Genomic DNA, 21745 nt, shown 5'->3' with positions numbered 1-21745 from the left:
TGACCAGTGACCTGGTTATTGGGTTTAATTCCTACTCCCTACTCCCCACTCCCTACTCCCTAACATATGGAAGAGAATCAAGGTTCTCTACAAAGATTAATCAGAGCGATCGCACTTTCGCAAGGTCAATTTGCTCTCATTTTAGTTCGCTGCAATTATCGGCAACTTCAAGAGCACATTATGATTTCTTTCCGTTCTCTTAATCAAGATAAGTACGTTCAAGAAGTTGTTCTTTCTCCATCAACAACAACTTTACATAATGCTTTATTCCAAGTACTTTCTCCAGAGAATTCTGACCTTGCGAGCGACTCTTTTCCATCAGGTTTAATGGTATTTGGACTTGAATCAGTTATTTTGATTGAAGATCTCCTCACTGGCTTTAATCAAGCACGGGATATTTATGCCCACAATTTTCCTTTTCCGTTGGTTTTATGGCTGACAGATGAAGTGGCAACGCTGCTATCAAGATTAGCACCTGATTTTAAAAGTTGGGCTGCAACAACTATAAAATTTGAAATGGGACAACAAGATTTAATGGCTCTAGTACGAAAAGAAACAGAGTCATTGTTTGCCAAAGTTGTAGAAGTTGGAGTTAAAAAATTTGTACCCAATACTGCTCTCGATTTAGATCCTAAATCACAGCATCGCAAAGAAATTGAGTCAGCTCGTCAGGATTTACTTCGCATTTATAATGTTACTTTAGAAACAGATTTAGAAGCTGGACTTGAATTTGTTTTAGGTCGCGATTATTATGCAAAAGATGAAATTGATAATGCTTTGTATCATTATCAACAGAGTTTAACTCTTTGGCAACAACAGTTGAGATTTGATGAAATCGCATCTTCTTTATCTCCCTATTTTCTTAGGTATGCAATAGTATTATTTCATTTAGGTTTGTGCTATCTTCGGATGGCTGATTTACGCCCATCTGTTAGCAACAAATGCTGGCAAGATGCTCTTGTCTGGTTTCAAAAATGTTTAGATATTTTAGAGACCATACAAAGAAAAGATTTAATTGCCAAATTTATTTTACTTGCTTGTGAAATTTTGAAAAACTTGCAAGCATGGGAAGATTTGGAAAAACTAGCTTATAATGCTCTAGAATTACACGAAATTTATGGTACTAAAGCACAAGTTGCTCAAGATTATGGCTTTTTATCAGCTGTAAATGCTTCTCAATCTAATTGGTTAAAAGCTTATGAATTAGCAAGTCAGGCATTAGACATTACAGAAAGTACTTCAGATATTTCACGACAGCAAGAGAGTTGGTACCTTCTGTTGCTTGGACGCGCTCAAAGACATCTAGGTGAGGGGTTTGAAGCAGTCAATAATTTAGAATGGGCGAAAATTGTTTGTGAGTTACAGTACGATCCTTCACTGTATTTAGAAATCGTCCAAGAATTACAATCTTTCTACTTTTTTGAAAGCTATGACTATTTAGAGGCTTTTAAGCTCAAACAAGAAAAAATTCAAATAGAATATCAGTATGGTTTTCGTGCTTTCATAGGAGCCAGTCAATTACAACCACAACGTTATAGAATTAATCCCATACACACCTCACAAGAAATACTCTCTTTTCCCGAAGAAGTCGCTTGGGAAATAGCAACTTCTAGAAGGCAACAAGATGTGAATCGTTTAATTGAAAGAATGACTCGTGCTGATTGTAAACTCACGGTTATTCATGGAGCAAGTGGTGTTGGGAAAAGTTCCATTATTAAAGCAGGGTTATTACCAGCCTTAAAACGAAAAGTTATTGGCGATCGCTTGCCAATAACAGTTTGCTTATCTATATATAATGATTGGAAGTCAACAATTTTTCATAATATTAATTTGAAAATTACTGATAATGCAGTAATAGATAATTTAGAAAACTCTATTTTGGGCATTATCAAAAAAATTAAAATTACTATTAGTAGAAATTATACAATTATTTTAATTTTTGACCAATTTGAAGAATTCTTTTTTGTTAATACAGAATCACTATTTAGAAAAGAATTTTATGAGTTTTTATCGGAGTGTTTAAATATTCCCTTTGTCAAGGTTATTCTCTCTATGCGAGAGGATTATCTACATTATTTATTAGAATTAGAACGATACAGCCAATATCAAAAAAATGAATGTAATTTAGAAATTATTAATGGAGATATTCTTGATAAGGATATCAGATACTATCTGAATAAATTTTCTAGCCAAGATGCAATTAATATTATTAAAAGTTTAACTCAACGTTCTTATTATGAAGCTCAAGATAGATTAATTAATAAATTAGTTGAAGATTTAGCAGGTGAGGTTGATGAAGTTCATCCCATTGAATTACAAATTGTAGGCGCTCAATTGCAAGCTGACAACATCACAACACTTGAAGAGTATTTGATGTGTGGAGGTTCGGAAAAACTCGTACAGCGTTGGCTAGAAGAAGTTATCAAAGATTGCGGAGCGGAAAATCAATATATAAGTTGGCAATTACTTTTTGAGTTAACTCATGAAAAAGGTATCCGACCTCTTAAAACCAAAGCTGAGTTATTATCAGCCCTATCTCAAGAAAAGGTCGGATATGGAGGCTCAGAGATATGGGGAAACTGTACTTCAGCTCCCCATCTCCCCATCTCTCTTTCCTCAAGTCTAGATCTCATTTTAGAAATTTTAGTAGGTAGTGGATTAGTGCTGAGAATGCGTGAAGAATCAGGCGATCGCTATCAGTTAGTTCACGATTATTTAGTAGAACCTATTCGTCAAAAAAATAACTATGAAATTACTGCTAAGTTACAAAAAGTTCATTTTGAAAAAAACAAAGCAGAAGTCGCTCAAAAAATGTCTCAACAACAGTTAAATATCGTATTAAAAAAAAGATTGCGAGAAGCACAGGTAGTAGGTTTTTTGTTAACTGTATTATTGACGACAATAGGAGGATTATGCTGGAATGCTAATCTTCAGAAAAGAGCAGCAATTCGGCAAACTTTACGTGCAGAACGTAGCGAGACTAACTTAAAAATTAGTGCCTTAACATCAGCAAGCGAAGCTTTATTTGCCTCTAATAAAGAGTTTGATGCTTTACTAGAAAGTCTCCGAGCGTTTCGTAAAATGAAACAGACGCAAGATGTACTTCCAGATACACAAATGCGAGTGATAACAGCTTTACAACAGGCAGTGTATGGAGTCACGGAAGTCAATCGTTTGGAAGGGCATCATGATATTGTCTGGGCTGTCAGTTTTAGCCCTGACGGTCAGTTATTAGCATCAGGTAGTACAGATCGAACGATAAAAGTATGGCGGCGTGATGGATTTTTACTCCAAACCCTTAAAGGTCACAAAGATGCTATAACTAGTGTCACTTTTAGTCCTGATGGGCAAACTTTAGCCTCTGCTAGCCTCGATCGAACCGTAAAAATTTGGCGAAGAAACTCAACTGTAGGAACTTTTGACTTAGTACCATACAAAACTCTTAAAGGGCATAAAGATTGGGTTTATAGTGTAAGTTTTAGCCCTGATGGTAAAATGCTAGCTTCTACTAGCAAGGATGGAAATGTATATCTTTGGCGTACTGATGGTAATCTCATCAAAATACTTCACGGACACAGAGGTTGGGTTAATTGGGTATGCTTTAGCCCGGATGGTAAATTTATTGCTTCGGTGAGTGAGGACAAGACAATAAAAATTTGGCGACGAGATGGTCGTTTGGTGAAAACTCTATTAGGACATGAAAAGGGCCTGACTTCTGTTGCTTTCAGCCCTAACGGTCAAATGTTAGCATCAGCAGGACGGGATAAAACCATTAAACTTTGGCGTTGGTCTGACTTTGATACTCAAGATGGGGTAATTTTTAGTCTTTACAGAACTTTACAACATCATAGTGCTACTATTTGGAGTCTGAGCTTCAGCCCTAATAGCCAGCAATTAGCATCAGCAGGTGATGACAACGCCATTAATCTCTGGAGTACTAACGGTACTTTCATTCAGAGTTTTAAGGGTCACAGCGATGCTGTTGCTAGCGTCGTGTTTAGTCCAGATAACAAGCTTTTGGTTTCAGCAAGTTACGACAAAACTGTCAAACAGTGGAGTTTAGAACCTCCAAGACTTCCTGTTTTAAAAGGTCATACCGATAGAGTGTTGAGCGTTGCTTGGAGACCGGATGGCAAAATGTTGGCTTCAGGAAGTCGCGATCGCACGATAAAATTGTGGCGGCGTTCTGGTGATGGCAGTGATACGACAACTCGTCTTTACAAAACTTTAACAGGACACAAAGACAGAGTGCCTAGCGTCAGTTTTGACCCATCCGGTCAAATCTTGGCTTCTGGAAGTTATGACAAAACTGTCAAACTTTGGCGAAGCGATGGTACTTTGCTCAAAACCCTTAGAGGGCATACTGATAGCGTGATGAGTGTTACTTTTAGCCCTGATGGGATGTTATTGGCATCGGGTAGTAAAGACAAAACTGTTAAACTTTGGAATCGCGAAGGTAAATTGCTTGCCACTTTGGAAGGGCATAACGGTTGGGTAAATAGTGTGAGTTTTAGTCCGGATGGTCAAGTTTTAGCCTCAGCTAGTGATGACCAAACAGTCAAACTTTGGCGACGAGATGGTACTTTACTCAAAACTTTTTCTCCTCATGAAGGTTGGGTAATGGGTGTAGGGTTCAGTCCTACAGACCATTTACTAGCATCTGCTAGTTGGGATAACACTGTGAGATTGTGGCAGTGGGATGGCAAATTATTAAAAACTTTACTCAAGGGATATAGTGACAGTGTTAATGCCGTGACTTTTAGTCCAAATGGAGAGATTATTGCTGCAGCAAGTTGGGACAGTACTGTTAAACTTTGGAGTCGTGATGGTAAGTTAATTAAAATTCTTAACGGTCACCAAGCCCCAGTATTGGGTACTAGCTTTAGCCCTGATGGCAATACTTTGGCATCAGCTAGTGATGACAACACAATTATCTTATGGAATTTAGATATTCACGACTTACTGGATCGGGGATGTTATTGGGTCGATAATTATCTTAAGTACAATCGTAACGTCGAGCGACGCGATCGCCGTTTATGCGGTGACCACCTGACCAGTGACTAGTGACCACTCTCTAAAGAAGTTTCATTTTCTACAACAAGTCCGTCATTACCATTGCTAACAGTTGCTTCTTGTTCTAAATGTTTGAGAAAGCTTTGCAGTTTCATCCGCTCAATATAAGGCCAACCACCCTCTGTTTCAATATTACGCAACAAGGAATAGAGTGCTTGACGGTTATCCGGCAAACTTTTCTGGAAAGCTCCTTCTCGAATTTCTTGGTGTAACTGCTCGATCTGTCGCAGTAAGGCTAAGATGGCCATGGTGTCACCTTGACAATTCTGCAGTGCATTGTTAACAGCAGATGCGATCGCTTGCAGTTGGGAAGACAAATTGACTGATTCCGTTGCTTTGCCGTTTTGACTCATTGAAACCTCTGTTGGAAACCCTGTCAACTTTTTATTTACAGCAGTTTTCACCTAAATGAACCACAGCATTGTCTTGTGGTACGGGCATCTTGCCCGTACTAAATAAGGGGACGGGAGAGGACGCCCTTACTGGATGAGGCGGGCGAGGACGCCCACCCTACAATATGTGGTCTCTCTAGCTGAAAATGGCTGTAAAATCAATTTACTACAGGTCATTTACTTGGACGATAAATCTATAGAGCGAAAATCGGGCTTTTACTCCTCTATAGTACCGTTTTCTGAGAGAGAAGCTTGACAAATTTTACACATATCTGTGGCTATTGGATGTTAACGAGCCGTTAAAAATAAGTTACAAAATTTATAAGAAACTTTTACCTTCTCGGCGTAGGTAGCGCTAGGCTACAAGTTTAACATTGGTGAGCAATGCCCACCCTACTGCCCTTCGATCGATCCCCATATTGTAGTTGAATATTAAAACGCTTTGATTTTGAGTTAAAAAAAATCGTATGATCTGGCTGATGATTCGCTAATTACCCATCAAACAATGGGCTGTATGTAAAACTGTGGATTTTTCTGGTATCCTACAACCACACATCTTGTCAAGATATTGTGGAACGGCTATTTGGGATTTTTCCCCCAGATCGAGACAGCTAAACGTAAAGCACATTTAGCTGTCAGTTTTACTACATAATTAATAATTTTTTACATTGAGGTTAACCATGAGGTTTCGCGCTTTAATTGTGGCAATCTTGGCTTTGTGCATGGGGTTTTTGACTGCTTGTAGTGAACCAGCTAGTTCTGGTACAGATTACCTAACCTATGACCAAATTAGAGGAACTGGTTTGGCTAACAAATGCCCACAGCTAACAGAAACAAGTCGCGGTTCGATTCCTATCGATCCTAACGGGGCTTACAGTATCAAAGAACTTTGCCTAGAACCAACCCAATTCTTTATAAAAGAAGAGCCAATAAACAAACGGCAAAAAGCAGAATATGTTGCAGGCAAATTATTAACTCGCCGCACTTACTCTCTTGACCAAATTTTGGGAGATTTGAACGTTAATCCCGATGGTAGCCTCACCTTTGTCGAAAAAGATGGTTTTGACTTCCAAGCCGCTACTGTTAAACTTCCTGGCGGTGAAAGCATACCCTTCTTATTCACTGTTAAAGGTTTGGTTGCTCAATCACAACCGGGCTTAACTAGCATCAATACCTCCACAGACTTTGAAGGTACTTTTAAAGTCCCCTCTTACCGTGGTGCTACTTTCCTCGATCCCAAAGGTCGCGGTGTTGCTAGCGGTTATGATAACGCCGTAGCTCTTCCCGCTCAATCAGACGATCGCGAACTTGTCAATGCTAACGTTAAGAGAACTGATGTTTTAAAAGGTAAAATCTCTTTGCAGGTAGCAAAAGTAGATAATGCTACCGGGGAAATTGGTGGTACTTTCGAGAGCGAACAGCCTTCAGATACAGATTTGGGTGCGAAAGAACCAGAAGAGGTTAAAATTCGCGGTTTGTTCTACGCTCGACTCGAACCACGTGCCTAGTTAATAAGGACTAGGGACTAGGGACTGGGGACTAGGGACTGGAGACTAGGGACTGGGGACTAGGGACTGGAGAACACTCTGGATTCTAATCACCACTGTCTAGTTTCCAGTCCCTTGTTGTTTTTAACAGTGACTAGTGACCACCTGACCAGTGACCACCTGACCAGTGACCACCTGACCAGTGACCAGTGACCACCTGACCAGTGACCAGTGACCAGTGACCACCTGACCAGTGACCAGTGACCAGTGACCACCTGACCACCTGACCAATCCCCATTGCCCCTTATCCCCAGAGAGGGCCCCGAGTTCCCCAATCCCCAATCCCCAATCTTACTAAAGACATTATTTTTGTTAATTATAGAATTCAGTATAATTTCGGTTGGTATTTCTGTAGCAAATTTTCTATTTTATTTCTATGTAGTTTGAAAAAAACTACTGGTTAAACCAAAGTTAACTAAAAAATCAAAAATCCATCGTCTTTAAATTAAGCTGCATTGTTCGTTCGCGAAGCGCAAGCCGTACCCGGCTTATCGCGAAGCGCAAGCCGTACCGGGCTATCGCCTTTGGTAAGTGTGCTATTGAAAAAGCCTTAACCTATTGGAGAACAATGTGCAAACAATCCCATGTCTGGCGACAAGCTGCTCTCTTACCTGGAAGCTGCCCCTTGTCATCTGCTTGTTAGTGGCTATAAGAGTCCCCTGCTAAAGAGACTCCAGGTAGGCGAGATCGGCTGAATTTCTAGACACAATTGCAGCTTGGTTTAACAATGTATCCCCCACTTTTTATCAAACAAACTTAATGCGGTGCTATGCCAACGACAGTCACCAACGAACTGAAGCATGAAATTTGGCAGTTGTTACGAGAATACCAACAGTCTGGAGACGCTACTGTTCGGAACCAGTTAGTACAACTGAATTTTGGACTTGTGAGAAAAGAAGCTCATTACTGGATGAATCAGTGTCATGAAAGTTATGAAGATTTGCTTCAAGTAGGTTGTTTAGGCTTAATTCGGGCTATTGAAAGATTTGAAATTTCAAAAGGACACGCTTTTAGTTCCTTTGCAATCCCTTATATTCGTGGTGAAATTCAACACTACCTTCGTGATAAGGGTGTGACTGTACGAATTCCCCGACGATGGTTGGCACTGCAACAGCAAGCTATAGGAGTTTCGCGTTCTTGGCGAGAAAAATACAATCGTCAACCTACTGATTCTGAATTAGCAGTGGCGTTAGAAATTTCTCTAGACGAATGGCAGGAAATCAAGCTAGCTTGGACTAATCGCGCTCCACTCAGCTTGGATGTACCCGTGCAGGATGGAGATGAAGGAGCAACTTGTTTGGGAGAATTAGTTCCAGATAATCGCTACCGCAGCTTTCAGCTAGCACAAGAAGACCAACTTCGCTTGCAACAAGCTCTAGTACAGTTAGAAAACCGTACTCGTGAAGTCTTAGAATTCGTATTTTTGCAAGATTTGACGCAGAAACAAGTGGCAGAACGTCTTGGTATCAGTGTAGTCACTGTTTCTCGACGGGTGAAAAAAGGGCTAGATGTACTGAAAAACCTAATGACTGTGGCGGAAGAGTAGGATTTCTACCTGTGTGTCTTTGAAAAAAACTAAAGTCTTTAAAGAAACTCTTGCATTGCGGAAAGTTGGGTTATAACGGTATCACACTTTGCCTTGAATATAAACTCAAGCATATTGATTTCGAGAAATAGCAAATAACTTTTGAGAAAGACTCATGGTCAGAAAATTAACAATCGCAATAGCAGCTATTCTAGCTCTGGCGATGACCTCCTGTTCTTCAGAAGGCACACAGGAATCTACCAATCCCACGCCACCTGAAGCGCCGACAGCCACCAATCCTGCAAATCAAGCTACCTTACCCGTACCATCTAAACCAACGGGTAAGCCAAACTTTTCCAATCCAGTTGTTGCTGCAAAACCACCTTCTGCAAATGTTCCAACATCTGCTAATTTAATTCAACCGACCAATGGTTTACAACGGCAAGGTCTTGTGGAAAAAGGACGTAACGATCCGTTTGAACAAATTACATCGTATCCTGAAATAAGACCTGGTGTAGAAAGAGTTGTAGGAGGACAAAGAACCGTTCCGAGATTATTGCCTCCTTTGTATTCTAGTAGAAATCAACGTGGAGCAATAAAAAATACAAAATTCCAAACAAATCCAAATGTAGCAAAGAAAAAGATTTTAAAGACTCCGCAAAAGCGGAAAATAAATACGAGGGCGATCGCTAAACTGAAGCCACCTACCACTAGAGTATTGCCAAAAGTACTACCTCAAGTTGTACCCAATCCGGGATTAACAGCTATGGCACCACCTCCACCACAACCAGAATTAGCCAGAGCCGTTGTTGTTACAGGTGTAGTTCTCATTGGCAGAGAACCCCAAGCAATTATTAAAGTTCCAACTGAGCCAACAAGCAGATACGTGCAAGCAGGACAGCGATTAGCCAACGGAGTGTTAATTAAACGGATTGAGATGAATGAAGGTTCCGAACCCGTCGTGATTTTGGAACAGTATGGTATGGAAGTTGCGAAAATGGTAGGAGAAGGGGTTGAGAAGGACAAGCAAGCACCAACAGCATCGATTGGAAGCCCTATGTCCTAGCAGTCCCATCGCTAAACCTATTCCAAGCGGATTTAAGTGAAGATGGAGACAAAAGAAAAAGTTGAATTTGCTGGTTTACCTTTGGCTGTTTACCGAGAGATAGCAGCTCATTTACGTCAAGTGGATGGAGTAGAAGTTAGCTTAATTCCCCAAACATCACAAGAATTTGATTACAATCAAAGCCAAGTTGGTGGCTTGTGGATTGAATATACTGCAAACTCTCATTCGCAAAGCCGACAAAGAGTACAGCAAATTTTGACCTATTATCAGAATCAACTACAGTAGGACTTACACACTGTACAAATTGACCATCCTATGTATCGACGGATAATGGTCGTTTCAGACTTGTAAGGGCGCGGTGGCAAGAGCGCCCCTATGACCAATATATATGTATCATGCATTTTGTCAACTGGTATCAGTATATAACTCGTCAGGCGATCGCCTGTCTCTGTAAAAATAAAAAACCGTGGTAGCTGAGATGAGCGCCACGGTTTCTCGTATGGTGTGAGGAGACTTAACTTAACTATCATGATAAGCTCATGCAGGCGGTAGCGATCGCTCGTAACAATTTTGGTAACAGATAAATTTTTTCTTTGAAGTTACAGATTAAAAATCATGGGTGTTACGACACCAAAGCACCGCCACAACTCGAACCACAACCCGCCGTACAGCCATAGCAATAAACAGCTGTTTGGACTTCACAGATGACATCTAAACTACCAACTTCCAGCAATTTAGCAACTGTGAGCTTCTCCCGATCGCGATTTTTAGCTGGCAAATTCATCATTTGATGGAAGTCGCAATCATAGACATTACCGAGATAATCGATAGAAAGCTCATTGCGACACATCAGATGTTCAACCGTACCAGAATTAAAATTTGATTCTAGAAACCGTAGATAAGGAGTATAGAGCTTTTGCCGTTCCAAGTATAGTTTTGTTCTCCCAACGGGTAGATTGGTAATGGTATACAAATTGTTAAATACGATACCAAAGTTTGCCTGTAAAAACTCTTTGTAACTTCTTTCGAGTTTCACTTGGTCTGGAGTTAGAGAAAATTTTTCGCTTACAGGAATTTGAGGATTAAACACCAAATCCAAAATGAGATCCGGTTCTTTTCCGTAACCAAGTCGATTCAACCACTGAAGTGCTGCGATCGAACTATTATATACACCCGCACCACGCATTTTATCTACATTATCTTCTAGATAGCAAGGTAAGGATGCAACAACTCGAACTTTTTGTTGAGCAAAGTACGCCGGTAAGTCGCCAAATCCATTTTCAAAATAAATAGTCAAGTTAGACCGAACAATAACTTGCTTATCATTGGCTCTCGCGGCTTCCACAAGTGGTTTGAATCCATAATTCATTTCTGGTGCGCCACCAGTTAAATCGACAATCTGGAGCTGAGGAAATCTCTGAATCAATTCAATTAACTGTTCGCAAATTTCTGAAGAAAGTTCTTCTGTACGTTTTGGTCCTGCTTCTACATGGCAATGGTTACACGCTAGATTACAGCGCTTTCCCAAATTAATTTGCAAAACAGAGATTTCTTGTTTTGTTAAAGCTGAAGTAAGTTTCTGTTTGAAAGGTGTTACGGTTGTTTGAATCATCTAATACGATTTTAGATTTTGGATTGAGACAGTCTTATCTACTTCCTTGCCACCAGAAGATTACCCAAATAAGTAGGGGAGCCACCCGAAAAGCGCGGGTTCCCCCGCGACTGCTAGGAGTGGCGTTGGGCATTGCCCACCAACAGCAAATAGTAGACCGTGCTATTTTGAATTGAGAAAGCCTTCTGCCCTTTGCCTTCTTCAACAACAACCACCACCGCTATAGTGCCAAGTAGACTCAGTAATTGTTATTTCACCAGGCATTAATTTAGCCAATTTTGCAGCAGTTTTATCACAAACTACTGTAGGTATTCCCTTTGGAAGAAGATGACCTACACCATCATCAAAAAAGTTTTCAGAACCAGCATAAATTGCTGTTTTACCTGTAAAAACACAAGCTCCATCATCAGGAATAGGAACTTTAAAAGCTACAGAATCTAAACTCTCTAGAAGAAGATTTTCTTCTAGATTATAAGTATAAGAATCTAGTAATCGATAGGGACGGCGGGCGCGAATCTCTACTTTTCCAAAACCAACATTAATAATTCGTTGAATGTACTCTTCATAAGTCAGTGCGCCCGATAAACACATTGCTCGCAAGCGCTCATCTTTTTGCAAGTGTTGTGGAATAGGACGAGTTGCAATAGGGTCACTCATTTGCAATTTACCGCCCGGTTTTAACACCCGGTAGGCTTCTTGTAAAGCACGAGTTAAATCTTCTGGTTCAAAAATATTGAAAAGACAATTCTGTGCGACGATATCAACCGAACTATCGGGAATGGGTAAGTTGAAAGCATCGCCTTCTTTGATTTCTACAAAGCTGGTGTCAAACCAAGAATTTTCTCGAGCGGCAATTTCTAAATTCCGTGTAGCTGCTTCTCGCATTTGTACAACGGGATCGACAGCAATAACAGCACTGGAACGGCGAGAAAAGTAGGCAAATTGTAAAGCTTCCAAGCCTCCACCAACTCCAACATAAAGCACTGTAGGTTGATTGCCGAGTTCAGTGGGGTGTACGGTAGTACCACAACCATAGTTCATTTCCTGCATGCGGCAAGGAATTTTTAGTCCTGGTAGTTGTAGAGGTGTACTCTGTACGCAACAAAGCCCAACTTCTGGTTCTTGAGCAACTTCACTGTAGAACTGCGCCGCTGTTTCGAGGTAACTCATTACATTTTTTAAGGTATCCACCGTTTTTAGTGTAGCGATAACTTTGGCAAGAGATAACAAAGTAGATGTAACGGTTGAATGTGCTGTAGTATACGCAGTTATGCTGCTTTTAACTCACTCAGATACCCCACTCGTTCCCAGGCTGAGCCTGGGAACGAGAAAGGAGTCAATATTTTATGCGGATTTGGTTAACCCAACTTTTCTACAAAATTATTTAAAAGGGGGCTGTGACTTGCCGTAGTGCAATGTATTGTGGAGGAGCGTGATGGCAAGCTGTTCGTGAAATCGAAGAAATGCGGATAGGGACTACTACGGTCAGCGTACTACTAATTATTATTTGTGGCTGCAGCCTTATTGCAATAAGTTGGAGGTTTAACGACTCGATCCGTATCGCCCTCAATGCGATCGCTGTGTCAATGGAAATATAACGATTAGCAGTAAGCACTTACATCTTCACCGCATACGTCAGCAAGATAACACAGAGCGCGGAAACGCAAATAAACAACTTCCTCATAGACAGGATTGAGCTTACACATTGGAGGAATGTGGAACAGCTTGCGACCAAACAATGTGATGTCACGCTCAAAAGGACACTGAGCAGGAATCAGCTTACACAAGAAATGAGCTAGTTTGGCATTATCAATAGCGATGGAATCTAACCATTGACGAACAGGAGAAAGAAGATCTTGTTTTGGTTGAAATTGAGAAAAACTAGTCATATTTATTCACCTTATCATGTATAATTTTTAGTTAGTGTTAGTGGTTTGGGTTCTAACCCTTCTCTCTTACTTATATAGGTTTGAGTTAGTGTTCTTATGCAGTTTTGTTCCACTCTTTATACTGGAACAATCTTTACTACAAACCTAAATTTCAGGATTCCGGATCGTTCTACAGATATTTTTGTTGCATTTAAGTCCTATGTACCGAAGTGCTCGTGTAGCACAATGGGATTGGGGATTGGCGACTAGCGATTGGGCAATGGGCATTGGGGATTTAGCTTGTTCCTAACTCTTAATTCCTAATTCCGGTTTTGGAAACATCCACTTTAACTAAGCGTCCACTAACTAGAGACGTTAACTAATCCACAACTTAAAATTAAGGAGCATTTAAAAGTCGCACACATTTGTCAAATATCAACTACCGGACAAATGGGTAAAACGCGATCGCCTCAACTTAGTGAATAGGACAAACAAGTACAGGAAAAAGCATCCTTCATACCCAATGCCCAATCCCCGATCCCCATTGCCCCTCAACAAGGAGGGGGCCCCGAGTTCCCCGATCCCCAATTTCCCAATTTCCCATCTCCAATCTCCTAAAAATGAACCAGATTTGGGTAAGATAGTAAAGCTACCTTTTCTGCTTTGCAGATACTGAGAGCCACTCAAGCCCACAGGAGATATCTAAATGCTGACTTTAAAAATCATTGTTTATATAGTTGTTGCCTTCTTTATCACTCTCTTCATCTTTGGATTTTTGTCAAATGACCCTGCTCGGAATCCCGGTCGTCGGGATTTTGAGTAAAGTCACGACAAATCGTCCGCGATTGATTGCCGGAAGGCTCCTACACTTTTAAGCCTACGGGCGCTAGTGTCAAGTGGGAAAACCCAACGGGCGCTGGTGTCCTCCTCCGGGCGGCTTGCCTAAGTTTGTGTAAAAGGCAAAAGTCGGAAGGCGAAAGTGTATTGCCCTTCCGGCTATTTATTGGCTGTTTGTTAGCTTGTTTTTACGATTGATATGCTTCATCCAGTTCTGCCGCCCGAACCACTTCCCATCGTTGAACCCGTACAATCAGCTAGTCCCACCACTCCATTTGTTAGCGAGGTTGGATTCAATTCAGTGTCGCAGAAGACATTGGAAAACAAGCGAAAGTCAGAGGGACAACGGGAAAAACTAGATTTTCAAACAACTGGGAACACTTCAACTGAAAACCAGTTACAAGTTGCTCAAATATTACCCGCACCCAGTAAACCAGAGACGTTTCCACCTGAATTGCCTGTCACCGCTTCAAAAACTGCAGCATCTTTAGGCAAGAATCTTTCTATTGGTTATCCCGTAGAGCAAGTTCAATCTTCCCACCCCAATACACTGGTAAAAGTTCTGCCAAAAGCACTCAAACTTAAGAACTTATCTCAACAGCAAATAGCATCTGTAGAAGAAACAGCTCAGCCACAAAATCAAAGCTCTACAACAACCGAACAATCTCCAAATCGCCCTCCAGTACAAATAGAATTTAAAGTTCGTGGAGAAGTTACCGAACCCGTTCCCAACCAAACTCAATCGGTTCCACAAACGCAAAACAACACGACAACACCACAAAACAAACAACCATCCGGTCAAACTCCTGCTCCTAGCACTCCAACACCAGGAGAAAGAATTGTTGAGGTGACTTCTGATAGGCAACAGTATGACGAGCAACGGCGGGTAATTACAGCTGAGGGGAACGTGGTTGTCAGATTTGATGGGGCGGTTATAGATGCCGATCGCGTACAAGTTAATATGGATAACTTGATTGCTGTGGGCGAAGGCAATGTTGCCCTAACGCGGGGAGATCAAGTTTTGCGCGGTCAGAAATTTACGTACAATTTTATTCAGGATGATGGGGAGTTACTCAACGGCAGTGGTGAGGTTTTTATCCCTAACGCCGGTCAGGATTTGAGTTTTTTACCTACGGATGTGACGACAGGAGCAGCACCAGCACGTCCTTTGAGCGATCGCGTTAGACAAAATCAACCATTACAAGCAGGTAGCTCCGGTGGGCTGAATGTCAACTTAGGAGGTGGGGGAGGTGCAAGCAACATACCCTCACCACAACAGGGGGGACAAGTCAGACGAGTCCGTTTTGAAGCAGGAAGAATTGATTTTTATGCTCGAGGTTGGCAAGCCCGCGATGTCCGCCTAACCAATGACCCCTTTTCACCTCCTGAATTGGAAGTCAGGGCAGATACAGTGACCTTGACACGGGAAGCACCTTTACGCGATCGCATCAAAACCAGAAGACAGCGTTTAGTTTTTGACCGAGGATTTTCCGTACCAATTCCCAAGAATGAAGAGGTCATCGATCGTAGGGAGCGTGATGTCACCCCTGGATTATTCTCAATTGGTTATGATGGTGACGAAAGGGGAGGGCTATTTATTGAGAGGAAATTTAAACTGATAGACACAGAAGGAGTCTCCTTCAGTCTCACACCCCAGTTTTATCCTCAAAAAGCGGTACAGAGTGGAGCAGAGACCCCTGCATCGCTATTTGGTCTAAAATCAACAGTAAGAGCTACAGTCAGTCCACGGACATCATTAGAAGGGACTGGATTATTAACCAGTTTCGACCTTAACGATGTAGAAGATAACCTCAGAGCCAGTTTGCGATTGCGTCAGTTATTTCTAGGCGAACAAAATCCCCACACACTGACACTGGAATATAGTTATCGCGATCGACTCTACAACGGTACCCTCGGCTTTCAAACCGTACAAAGCAGTTTTGGAGGTATTATTACCTCTCCCATCATTCCATTAGGAAAGAGCGGTCTTAACCTCAGTTATCAAGGGGGCGCTCAATTGATCGAAGCTAATACAGATCGCGGAGAGTTGCTAGGAGAAAATCCGAGAAACAATCGTGTCTCCCTGACTCGCCTGCAAGCCAGTGCAGCCCTTAACGGCGGAATCACACTATGGCAAGGGAAACCATTACCTGCTACACCCACTCAAGGATTGCGGTATACAGCCAATCCAGTCGTTCCTTACGTACAAGCTTTCGGTGGATTAACTGGAACAACCAGTCATTACAGCAGTGGAGATAATCAAAGTACCTTGTTTGCAACAGTTGGTTTACAAGGACAATTCGGTCACTTTTCTCGACCTTTCTTTGACTATACCGGCTTTGTCATTAGCTATTCCCAAGGTCTCAACAGTGGTTTATCTCCCTTTTTGTTTGACCGTTCTGTCGATAACAGAGTGCTGAGGGCGGGGATTACTCAACAGATTTACGGACCGTTTCGTTTTGGATTTGAAACCTCAATCAACTTAGACACTGGAGAACGCAGCAGTACAGACTACGTGGTGGAATACAGCCGCCGTACCTACGGAATCAGCTTGCGTTATAACCCAGTACAGCAGTTAGGTGGTATCAGCTTCCGAATCAGCGATTTCAACTGGAGTGGTGGAACCGATCCTTTCTCCGATTCCAGTGAAGTTAAGCCAGTCGTTGGTGGTGTTAGACAGCGATAGGGAGTAGGGAGTAGGCATTACTCTCGTTCCCAGGCTCCGCCTGGGAATGCCTGCACGGAGGCTCCGCCTCCTGAAAGACCTGACCTCATTCAAGATATGTTTTTTAAAAGCGTGGGGAGTTCAATTATAACTCCTCTTCCTGCATGACAGCTTCAAAATCCTGTCCCCCATAAAACACCCCGTGGATGGTTACTCGGTCAGGTTTTACGGAAAAAGCGATTGTTACCCGTTTAGCATACCCGATAGTCCGCAAATTCGGTCGCACATCATCGCGTTTAGTGCCACGTTCCGGGAAAGTGGAAAGGCTCTAGCAAAATCCAATGATGCCATTGACGTAACGCTCTGCGCGTTCCTCCCCGTCACGGTCGGCAATATAAGTGTAGAGATAGTCGAGTTGCTGCTCTGCCCGTGGCGAGAATATGACGCTGTATTGTTTCATTGAGCGTTACTCTGCTATTTGCGGTACCGGGAGCGGATACGCGCCATAACCTGTTCTGCGGGGACACCCAATGTTTCATCAGCTTCACATTCGTCATAACTTTTGATGACTTCTTCCCGCAGCCACTTTTCTACAGCAGCGTCACGCGCCTGGAGTGTCCGCAGACCATCCCGGATAACTTCACTCTCTGTTGCATACTCGCCAGAGGTGACTTTAGCCTTAACCATCTCCAGCATATCATGAGGCAACGTGATAGTAAGTGCTTGGGTTGTTCTCATCAGCGATTCTCCTGCTTAAATCCAGCTTATTACAATGTATGATTTAATCATACACTTAAAAAAAAGCCTTAGCAAAGCTTGAAGCTACAGTTCAGCTATTCCTAACGGACGTTAAGCAAGACTTATGAATCGACCGGAAATCGCCAATAAGATTTTTTGAATGTTGAGGCAATAGAACGGAAAATGGGGTTTTGAGGCTGGTACGCTAACTATGAGTGTAAAGATGTCGATCGCCGCGATAGTTAGTTGCTATGTCCTGTACCTGTTGAGGATGGTGATGAAGTTGGAAAAGGTGCCGTATTGTCAGTACTGGTTGTCACAAAATCACCGCGTACCCAGCCTTTAACACCACTCTTGACAAACTTAACTCGATACCAAGTGTTACCGTCATCTCCGGTGACTTCACGCAAAATGGTAACTGAGTCACCTGACTTACCGTGGTGACGGATTTTGGCACTTGTTGAAGCCTTACTGCGTATATTTATGCGAGAACCTGGTTTAATTGATGTCAATGTTGCTGACTTATCAACACTTTCTGTTGTATCTTCTCCTTCTGCTGTTGGTGTAGGAGTTGCAGGTGGTTCAGATATTGTTGGTGTAGCGATTGCAGGTGGTTCCGATGTTATTGTTTCAGGTTTGCTTGTAGCAGATGTTTCGGGTGTGGTGGTTGGTAAAGCAGAGGTTGTATTTTGTACTTGAGGTCGCGAGCAAGCTGTTAGAGCCAGCAACAGAACAAATAAAAATCGTTTTCTCATAATTTTATTTTTATAAAGATCATTTCATATTACATAGCGCTTTTGAGTTCTCCGTAGATTTTTAGGATTGCGATCGCCACACAACGGCGAGGAAATAAAGAGTTCCAGATAGAGAATTAAACACATTCGTCAATTAGGTTATGCGCGAGCGCACTTAATTGCCCAGATATTCCTTTAAGTCTAATGTTGTTGGTTATTAGCATCGCACAGTTCCGGTACCCTGAAAAAATCGGTGGGGTAGCTTCCTTCCTCCCTAGACTCCCCGTAGTGGTCGTAGAACTCGAAGGTTCCAATTTTCTTGAGAATAGGAGCCAACTGCGGGTATTTGTCTGAGCGATTGCAGAACCGAACGGGTATCTCCGTTCCAGGAATAACGCCCGTCCAGCAATCAACAGCGAAACTGTTGATGGTAGTTGTGCCTTCGTAAACCATGTTATTGGCTAACCACCAGTCGCGGCTGAAGACATTAGGCAGTGGGAAAGGGTTGAGGGTACAGTTGGTCACCCCAGTGTTAGGATCTTTTTGGATAAAGTACTCTTTATCCGGATCTGTACCATCAGATGGGTCGAGGTCATATACGTTGTAAATCAAAACCTTCTTATCAATATAGTAGGCGAGTTCGCGGTTGACGCCCTGCCTCATATCGAACTCATACGTGGACACGAGCTGGTTTTGGGGATTACCGACCTCCTGAAATCTTCCCGAACCAAAGTATACCAAGGGAAAATTGGGAAATGCTTTTGCGATCTGGTTTTTGAGAGCTTCCTTTGTCAAGGAATGTGTACTCTGAACTTCGCCAAGAGCAGGGAGCGAAGTTGCTAGGAAAGCAAACAAAGCACAGATGACAATCCACTTAAAGATACCGTTTTTCATTTTTGAAACCACTACTGTATTGCTTCAAAATCAATCTTCATTTGAAGGCGATCGCCCGATCTTGCATTGTTTACATTTCTTTAGGAAAGCCACTTCTAGTAGTATGAGCATGACCGAATAATTCGTAATTCGTAATTAAAAATTCAATAATTATGAATTCACCTTAGAGGATGTTTGAAAAGTCACGATTGATGTATCAAATATTTTTTACCCCACCCTAACCCTCCCCTTTCTAAGAGGATGTTTGAAAAGTCATGATTGATGTATCGAATATTTTTTACCCCTCCCTAACCCTCCCCGATGGATTGGGGAGGGAACTGGAAATCTAGTTTCTTCCTCTAGTTCACGCTCGAAAGCGGAATCAATAGTTTGCTTGCATTGAGGAGGGAACTGGAAATCTAGTTTCTTCCTCTAGTTCACGCTCGAAAGCGGAATCAATAGTTTGCTTGCATTGGGGAGGGAATTGGAAATCTAGTTTCTCCCTCTAATTCACGCTCGAAAGCTGAATCAATAGTTTGTTTGCATTGGGGAGGGAATTGGAAATCTAGTTTCCCCCCAATACATCGGGGGGATTAAGGGGGGTAATAATGCGATTAAAATCACAACTAACCACTTTTCAAACATCCTCTTAACGTGAAATTAAAACTTCTATCTGTTAAATAGTAACAAAGGACAAAAACAATGTCTTCTCATGTCATCACATCTACCAAAATTGATATAAAAGAATTTTTTACTAATATTTTTTCCTTCAATCAATTATCAAAAAATATATTAAATAATCTAAGTTCAAAAGCACAAATTCTTCGCTACAACATGGGGCGATCGCTCGTGACGCGGGAAGCTATGCCCCAACAAATAAGTATTATATATCAAGGACAAGCCCGCCTTTTAGGTTTTGACTCTCGCATTGAGGAAAATATAACATTAAAATTGCTTTCTCCTGGGGAAGTTTTGGGTTGGGTTTCTCACGTGCGGGGTGTTCCATGTGAATGGACTCTGGCTCTATTGTAGAACAAGGAACTCATGAAGAATTGATGTCTCTCTCGCAAAGGTTATTACTACTGTTTGTCTCAACAACAAGAGTGAGGGCGTGAGGGATTATTTTAGGAACCGCAGCCTGTAGCAGACGAACGCGGATAGTGTGTACTTCCTTGATTAAAGATGAAGAGAACTTAGTGCGACTGGTTCAAGGTTTGGCACACTTTGCTCGGGGCTACGGCTCACCGGGGTAACTTTGACAGGCTGTGTTTGTATGACACCGATACAGCGATCGCGATTTCGGGTTAGGATAACCAAAGGGGCTGACACAAGAGTTGTGCGGTGCCTAATTGTGTGAAGTTGTGTAAAGAATTTCTCATAAAAACGGAGCAGGTTTAAACAGATGCAACCACCATTGTGGCACCCACCAACGGAGCTATCAAATGCGGAGCAGGCGAGCATCACAAAGTGAGGACTCCTGTGTTGTATACACTCCATTGACTACTCTAAGAAGTTCATACACTGTTTTCACAGAAAGAGATATCACTTATGTCCGATTCATCCAATACTCTCAGCACTCCTATTCCCGCTCAGCTAGAGCAAGGTAAGGACAAAGAGCAAATTTTTCAGGAATTTCTCGTGCTTGCCAATCAGCCAGATGCGACTGCTTTCAAACCAGCGTTATTATATAAAGGGATACAAAATTCGCCCTATCAACCAGAAATAAATAATTATCCCGTTCGTCTTAAAGAACAACTTGACCCTCAAGAATTAATTTTTAAACCTTATCCCAAGATTGGAGAATTGCCTCAAATTGCTTCACAAGGTTTGGAATTTCTGCATCCAGATATCAAAGAAGCTTGCATTTGCGTTGGTCGTTTATCCTCAGAAAAGATCCGATCCCGATGGATAGGAAGAAATGCTCTAGATAAAAACCAGTTTTGGAGCGGTACTAAAATTATACCCCTGCTAAATATTGTGTCTCAATTGAATACAAAATTCCCTCATATTGACATTGATAACTGCATTATTAGAGATCCAGAAAAGCTCCAAAAGGATGTATTGTTTTTAGACGTAGCAACCGATATTGCCAGTTATCAAAACCGCATAGCAAGTTCAAACTCACTGGCTGCTATGTGCAAAAGCTTTGAGACTTGGGAGGGCTTAGAGTTATGGGTAAAAAAAATTACAGGCAATCAAGACCTCATCTTTCGAGGACGTTATGGTGAACTTCCTTATATTAATCAGCCAGAATTATTTGATTTAGAAACACAAAAAGTATTGCTGAAAGCTAGACCGGAGACTCCTAGAGGAGACAACCTCGTAACCGCATACGATTTAGTCAGATTTATCTCCATGTTAGCATGGCATAATCATTTACCCTTAAACGCCCAATTGCCGGGATCGCAGTGGGACAGCTTAGAAGCTATCATTACGAGCTTAGGTTCAGACGCCTGCCGTTACACAGACCTTGCCATCCAAGCGTTAGGGTTAGAAAACGCGATCGCCTCTCCAACAATCATCTCAAAACTCGGTAATGGCTTCAGTGATTCCCGCCAAAGTAGTGAAATAGTTTACATAGCACAAGTGCAATTTTTAGTTCAACATCCGACCACCAACAATCCACCTGCGCTCAAGACTGTCTGTATGGCTTTACGGGGAGTAAAACCGTTCCTGGAAACCAATCCCGATAAACTTGAGGAAGCAAAAAGACGTGATGCTATTGAGCTAGATGCCAGAATGGCAACCGAAGTCACGGAAATTCTTCGCAAAGTTCTCATAGAAGAATTGATTTAACTACGAGTTGAGTTGCGAT

General features: G+C 41.9%; 18 protein-coding genes. 9 read left to right on the top strand and 9 right to left on the bottom strand.

The window, feature by feature from the left end; genetic code table 11:
- Positions 1 to 66 precede the first annotated feature (66 nt).
- Complete coding sequence (locus ACKTT2_RS23705; RefSeq protein ID WP_407891081.1) at positions 67 to 5064, top strand: nSTAND1 domain-containing NTPase; 4998 nt, start codon at positions 67 to 69, stop codon at positions 5062 to 5064.
- Here ACKTT2_RS23705 and ACKTT2_RS23700 read toward each other — a convergent pair.
- The gene (locus ACKTT2_RS23700; protein ID WP_407891079.1) at positions 5061 to 5426 is read right to left on the bottom strand and encodes a hypothetical protein; all 366 of its coding nucleotides are present in this window, start codon (positions 5424 to 5426) and stop codon (positions 5061 to 5063) included. The genes ACKTT2_RS23705 and ACKTT2_RS23700 overlap by 4 nt on opposite strands.
- Positions 5427 to 6145: 719 nt before the next feature.
- Here ACKTT2_RS23700 and ACKTT2_RS23695 point away from each other — a divergent pair.
- From ACKTT2_RS23695 to ACKTT2_RS23680, 4 genes are all read left to right on the top strand, one after another.
- Positions 6146 to 6973 (top strand): photosystem II manganese-stabilizing polypeptide, encoded by an 828-nt coding sequence (locus ACKTT2_RS23695; protein WP_407891077.1) that lies wholly within the window; start codon positions 6146 to 6148, stop codon positions 6971 to 6973.
- Positions 6974 to 7781: 808 nt separating this feature from the next.
- Positions 7782 to 8558 (top strand): RNA polymerase sigma factor SigF, encoded by a 777-nt coding sequence (locus ACKTT2_RS23690; protein ID WP_407891075.1) that lies wholly within the window; start codon positions 7782 to 7784, stop codon positions 8556 to 8558.
- Between the two features lie 154 nt (positions 8559 to 8712).
- Positions 8713 to 9603 carry a hypothetical protein gene (locus ACKTT2_RS23685; protein ID WP_407891073.1) on the top strand — a complete coding sequence of 297 codons (891 nt, stop codon included), beginning with the start codon at positions 8713 to 8715 and terminating at the stop codon, positions 9601 to 9603.
- 42 nt (positions 9604 to 9645) lie between these two features.
- Positions 9646 to 9888, top strand: a complete 243-nt coding sequence (locus ACKTT2_RS23680; RefSeq protein ID WP_407891071.1) for a hypothetical protein — start codon at positions 9646 to 9648, stop codon at positions 9886 to 9888.
- A 337-nt stretch (positions 9889 to 10225) separates the two neighbouring features.
- Here the strand turns inward: ACKTT2_RS23680 and arsS are convergent, their stop codons facing one another.
- From arsS to ACKTT2_RS23665, 3 genes are all read right to left on the bottom strand, one after another.
- Positions 10226 to 11215: an arsenosugar biosynthesis radical SAM (seleno)protein ArsS gene (gene arsS, locus ACKTT2_RS23675; RefSeq protein ID WP_407891069.1), complete on the bottom strand. Its 990-nt coding sequence runs from the start codon at positions 11213 to 11215 to the stop codon at positions 10226 to 10228.
- Between the two features lie 201 nt (positions 11216 to 11416).
- Positions 11417 to 12385: an arsenosugar biosynthesis arsenite methyltransferase ArsM gene (gene arsM, locus ACKTT2_RS23670; RefSeq protein WP_407891067.1), complete on the bottom strand. Its 969-nt coding sequence runs from the start codon at positions 12383 to 12385 to the stop codon at positions 11417 to 11419.
- A 431-nt stretch (positions 12386 to 12816) separates the two neighbouring features.
- Positions 12817 to 13104 carry a Mo-dependent nitrogenase C-terminal domain-containing protein gene (locus ACKTT2_RS23665; RefSeq protein ID WP_407891065.1) on the bottom strand — a complete coding sequence of 96 codons (288 nt, stop codon included), beginning with the start codon at positions 13102 to 13104 and terminating at the stop codon, positions 12817 to 12819.
- A 685-nt stretch (positions 13105 to 13789) separates the two neighbouring features.
- On the opposite strand from ACKTT2_RS23665, the gene ACKTT2_RS23660 reads away from it, so the two are divergent.
- Positions 13790 to 13906 carry a photosystem II reaction center protein I gene (locus ACKTT2_RS23660; RefSeq protein ID WP_407891063.1) on the top strand — a complete coding sequence of 39 codons (117 nt, stop codon included), beginning with the start codon at positions 13790 to 13792 and terminating at the stop codon, positions 13904 to 13906.
- Positions 13907 to 14119: 213 nt separating this feature from the next.
- Positions 14120 to 16606, top strand: a complete 2487-nt coding sequence (locus ACKTT2_RS23655; protein WP_407891061.1) for a DUF3769 domain-containing protein — start codon at positions 14120 to 14122, stop codon at positions 16604 to 16606.
- A 307-nt stretch (positions 16607 to 16913) separates the two neighbouring features.
- Here the strand turns inward: ACKTT2_RS23655 and ACKTT2_RS23650 are convergent, their stop codons facing one another.
- The 4 genes from ACKTT2_RS23650 to ACKTT2_RS23635 form a co-directional block, all read right to left on the bottom strand.
- Positions 16914 to 17045 (bottom strand): type II toxin-antitoxin system RelE/ParE family toxin, encoded by a 132-nt coding sequence (locus ACKTT2_RS23650; protein WP_407891058.1) that lies wholly within the window; start codon positions 17043 to 17045, stop codon positions 16914 to 16916.
- 14 nt (positions 17046 to 17059) lie between these two features.
- On the bottom strand, positions 17060 to 17323 hold the full coding sequence (locus ACKTT2_RS23645; protein WP_407891056.1) for a type II toxin-antitoxin system ParD family antitoxin: 264 nt from the start codon (positions 17321 to 17323) through the stop codon (positions 17060 to 17062).
- A gap of 242 nt (positions 17324 to 17565) precedes the next feature.
- A complete protein-coding gene (locus ACKTT2_RS23640; RefSeq protein ID WP_407891054.1) occupies positions 17566 to 18078 on the bottom strand; it encodes an SH3 domain-containing protein in 513 nt (170 codons plus the stop codon).
- A gap of 180 nt (positions 18079 to 18258) precedes the next feature.
- Positions 18259 to 18951: a hypothetical protein gene (locus tag ACKTT2_RS23635; protein ID WP_407891052.1), complete on the bottom strand. Its 693-nt coding sequence runs from the start codon at positions 18949 to 18951 to the stop codon at positions 18259 to 18261.
- A gap of 681 nt (positions 18952 to 19632) precedes the next feature.
- Between ACKTT2_RS23635 and ACKTT2_RS23630 the strand changes: the two genes are divergently transcribed.
- Entirely contained in the window at positions 19633 to 19962 is a 330-nt protein-coding gene (locus tag ACKTT2_RS23630) for a hypothetical protein (protein WP_407891050.1), read from the top strand.
- Positions 19963 to 20106: 144 nt separating this feature from the next.
- Here ACKTT2_RS23630 and ACKTT2_RS23625 read toward each other — a convergent pair whose 3' ends face one another.
- Positions 20107 to 20259, bottom strand: a complete 153-nt coding sequence (locus ACKTT2_RS23625; RefSeq protein WP_407891048.1) for a hypothetical protein — start codon at positions 20257 to 20259, stop codon at positions 20107 to 20109.
- A 219-nt stretch (positions 20260 to 20478) separates the two neighbouring features.
- Between ACKTT2_RS23625 and ACKTT2_RS23620 the strand changes: the two genes are divergently transcribed.
- The gene (locus tag ACKTT2_RS23620) at positions 20479 to 21726 is read left to right on the top strand and encodes a hypothetical protein (protein WP_407891046.1); all 1248 of its coding nucleotides are present in this window, start codon (positions 20479 to 20481) and stop codon (positions 21724 to 21726) included.
- Positions 21727 to 21745 lie beyond the last annotated feature (19 nt).

Origin of the sequence: Scytonema hankhaensis NUACC26 (assembly GCF_045865695.1) — a bacterium.
GTDB lineage: Bacteria > Cyanobacteriota > Cyanobacteriia > Cyanobacteriales > Nostocaceae > Scytonema.
The sequence above is the reverse complement of the archived record's forward strand: the minus strand, read 5'-3'. Positions and strand labels throughout refer to the sequence as shown.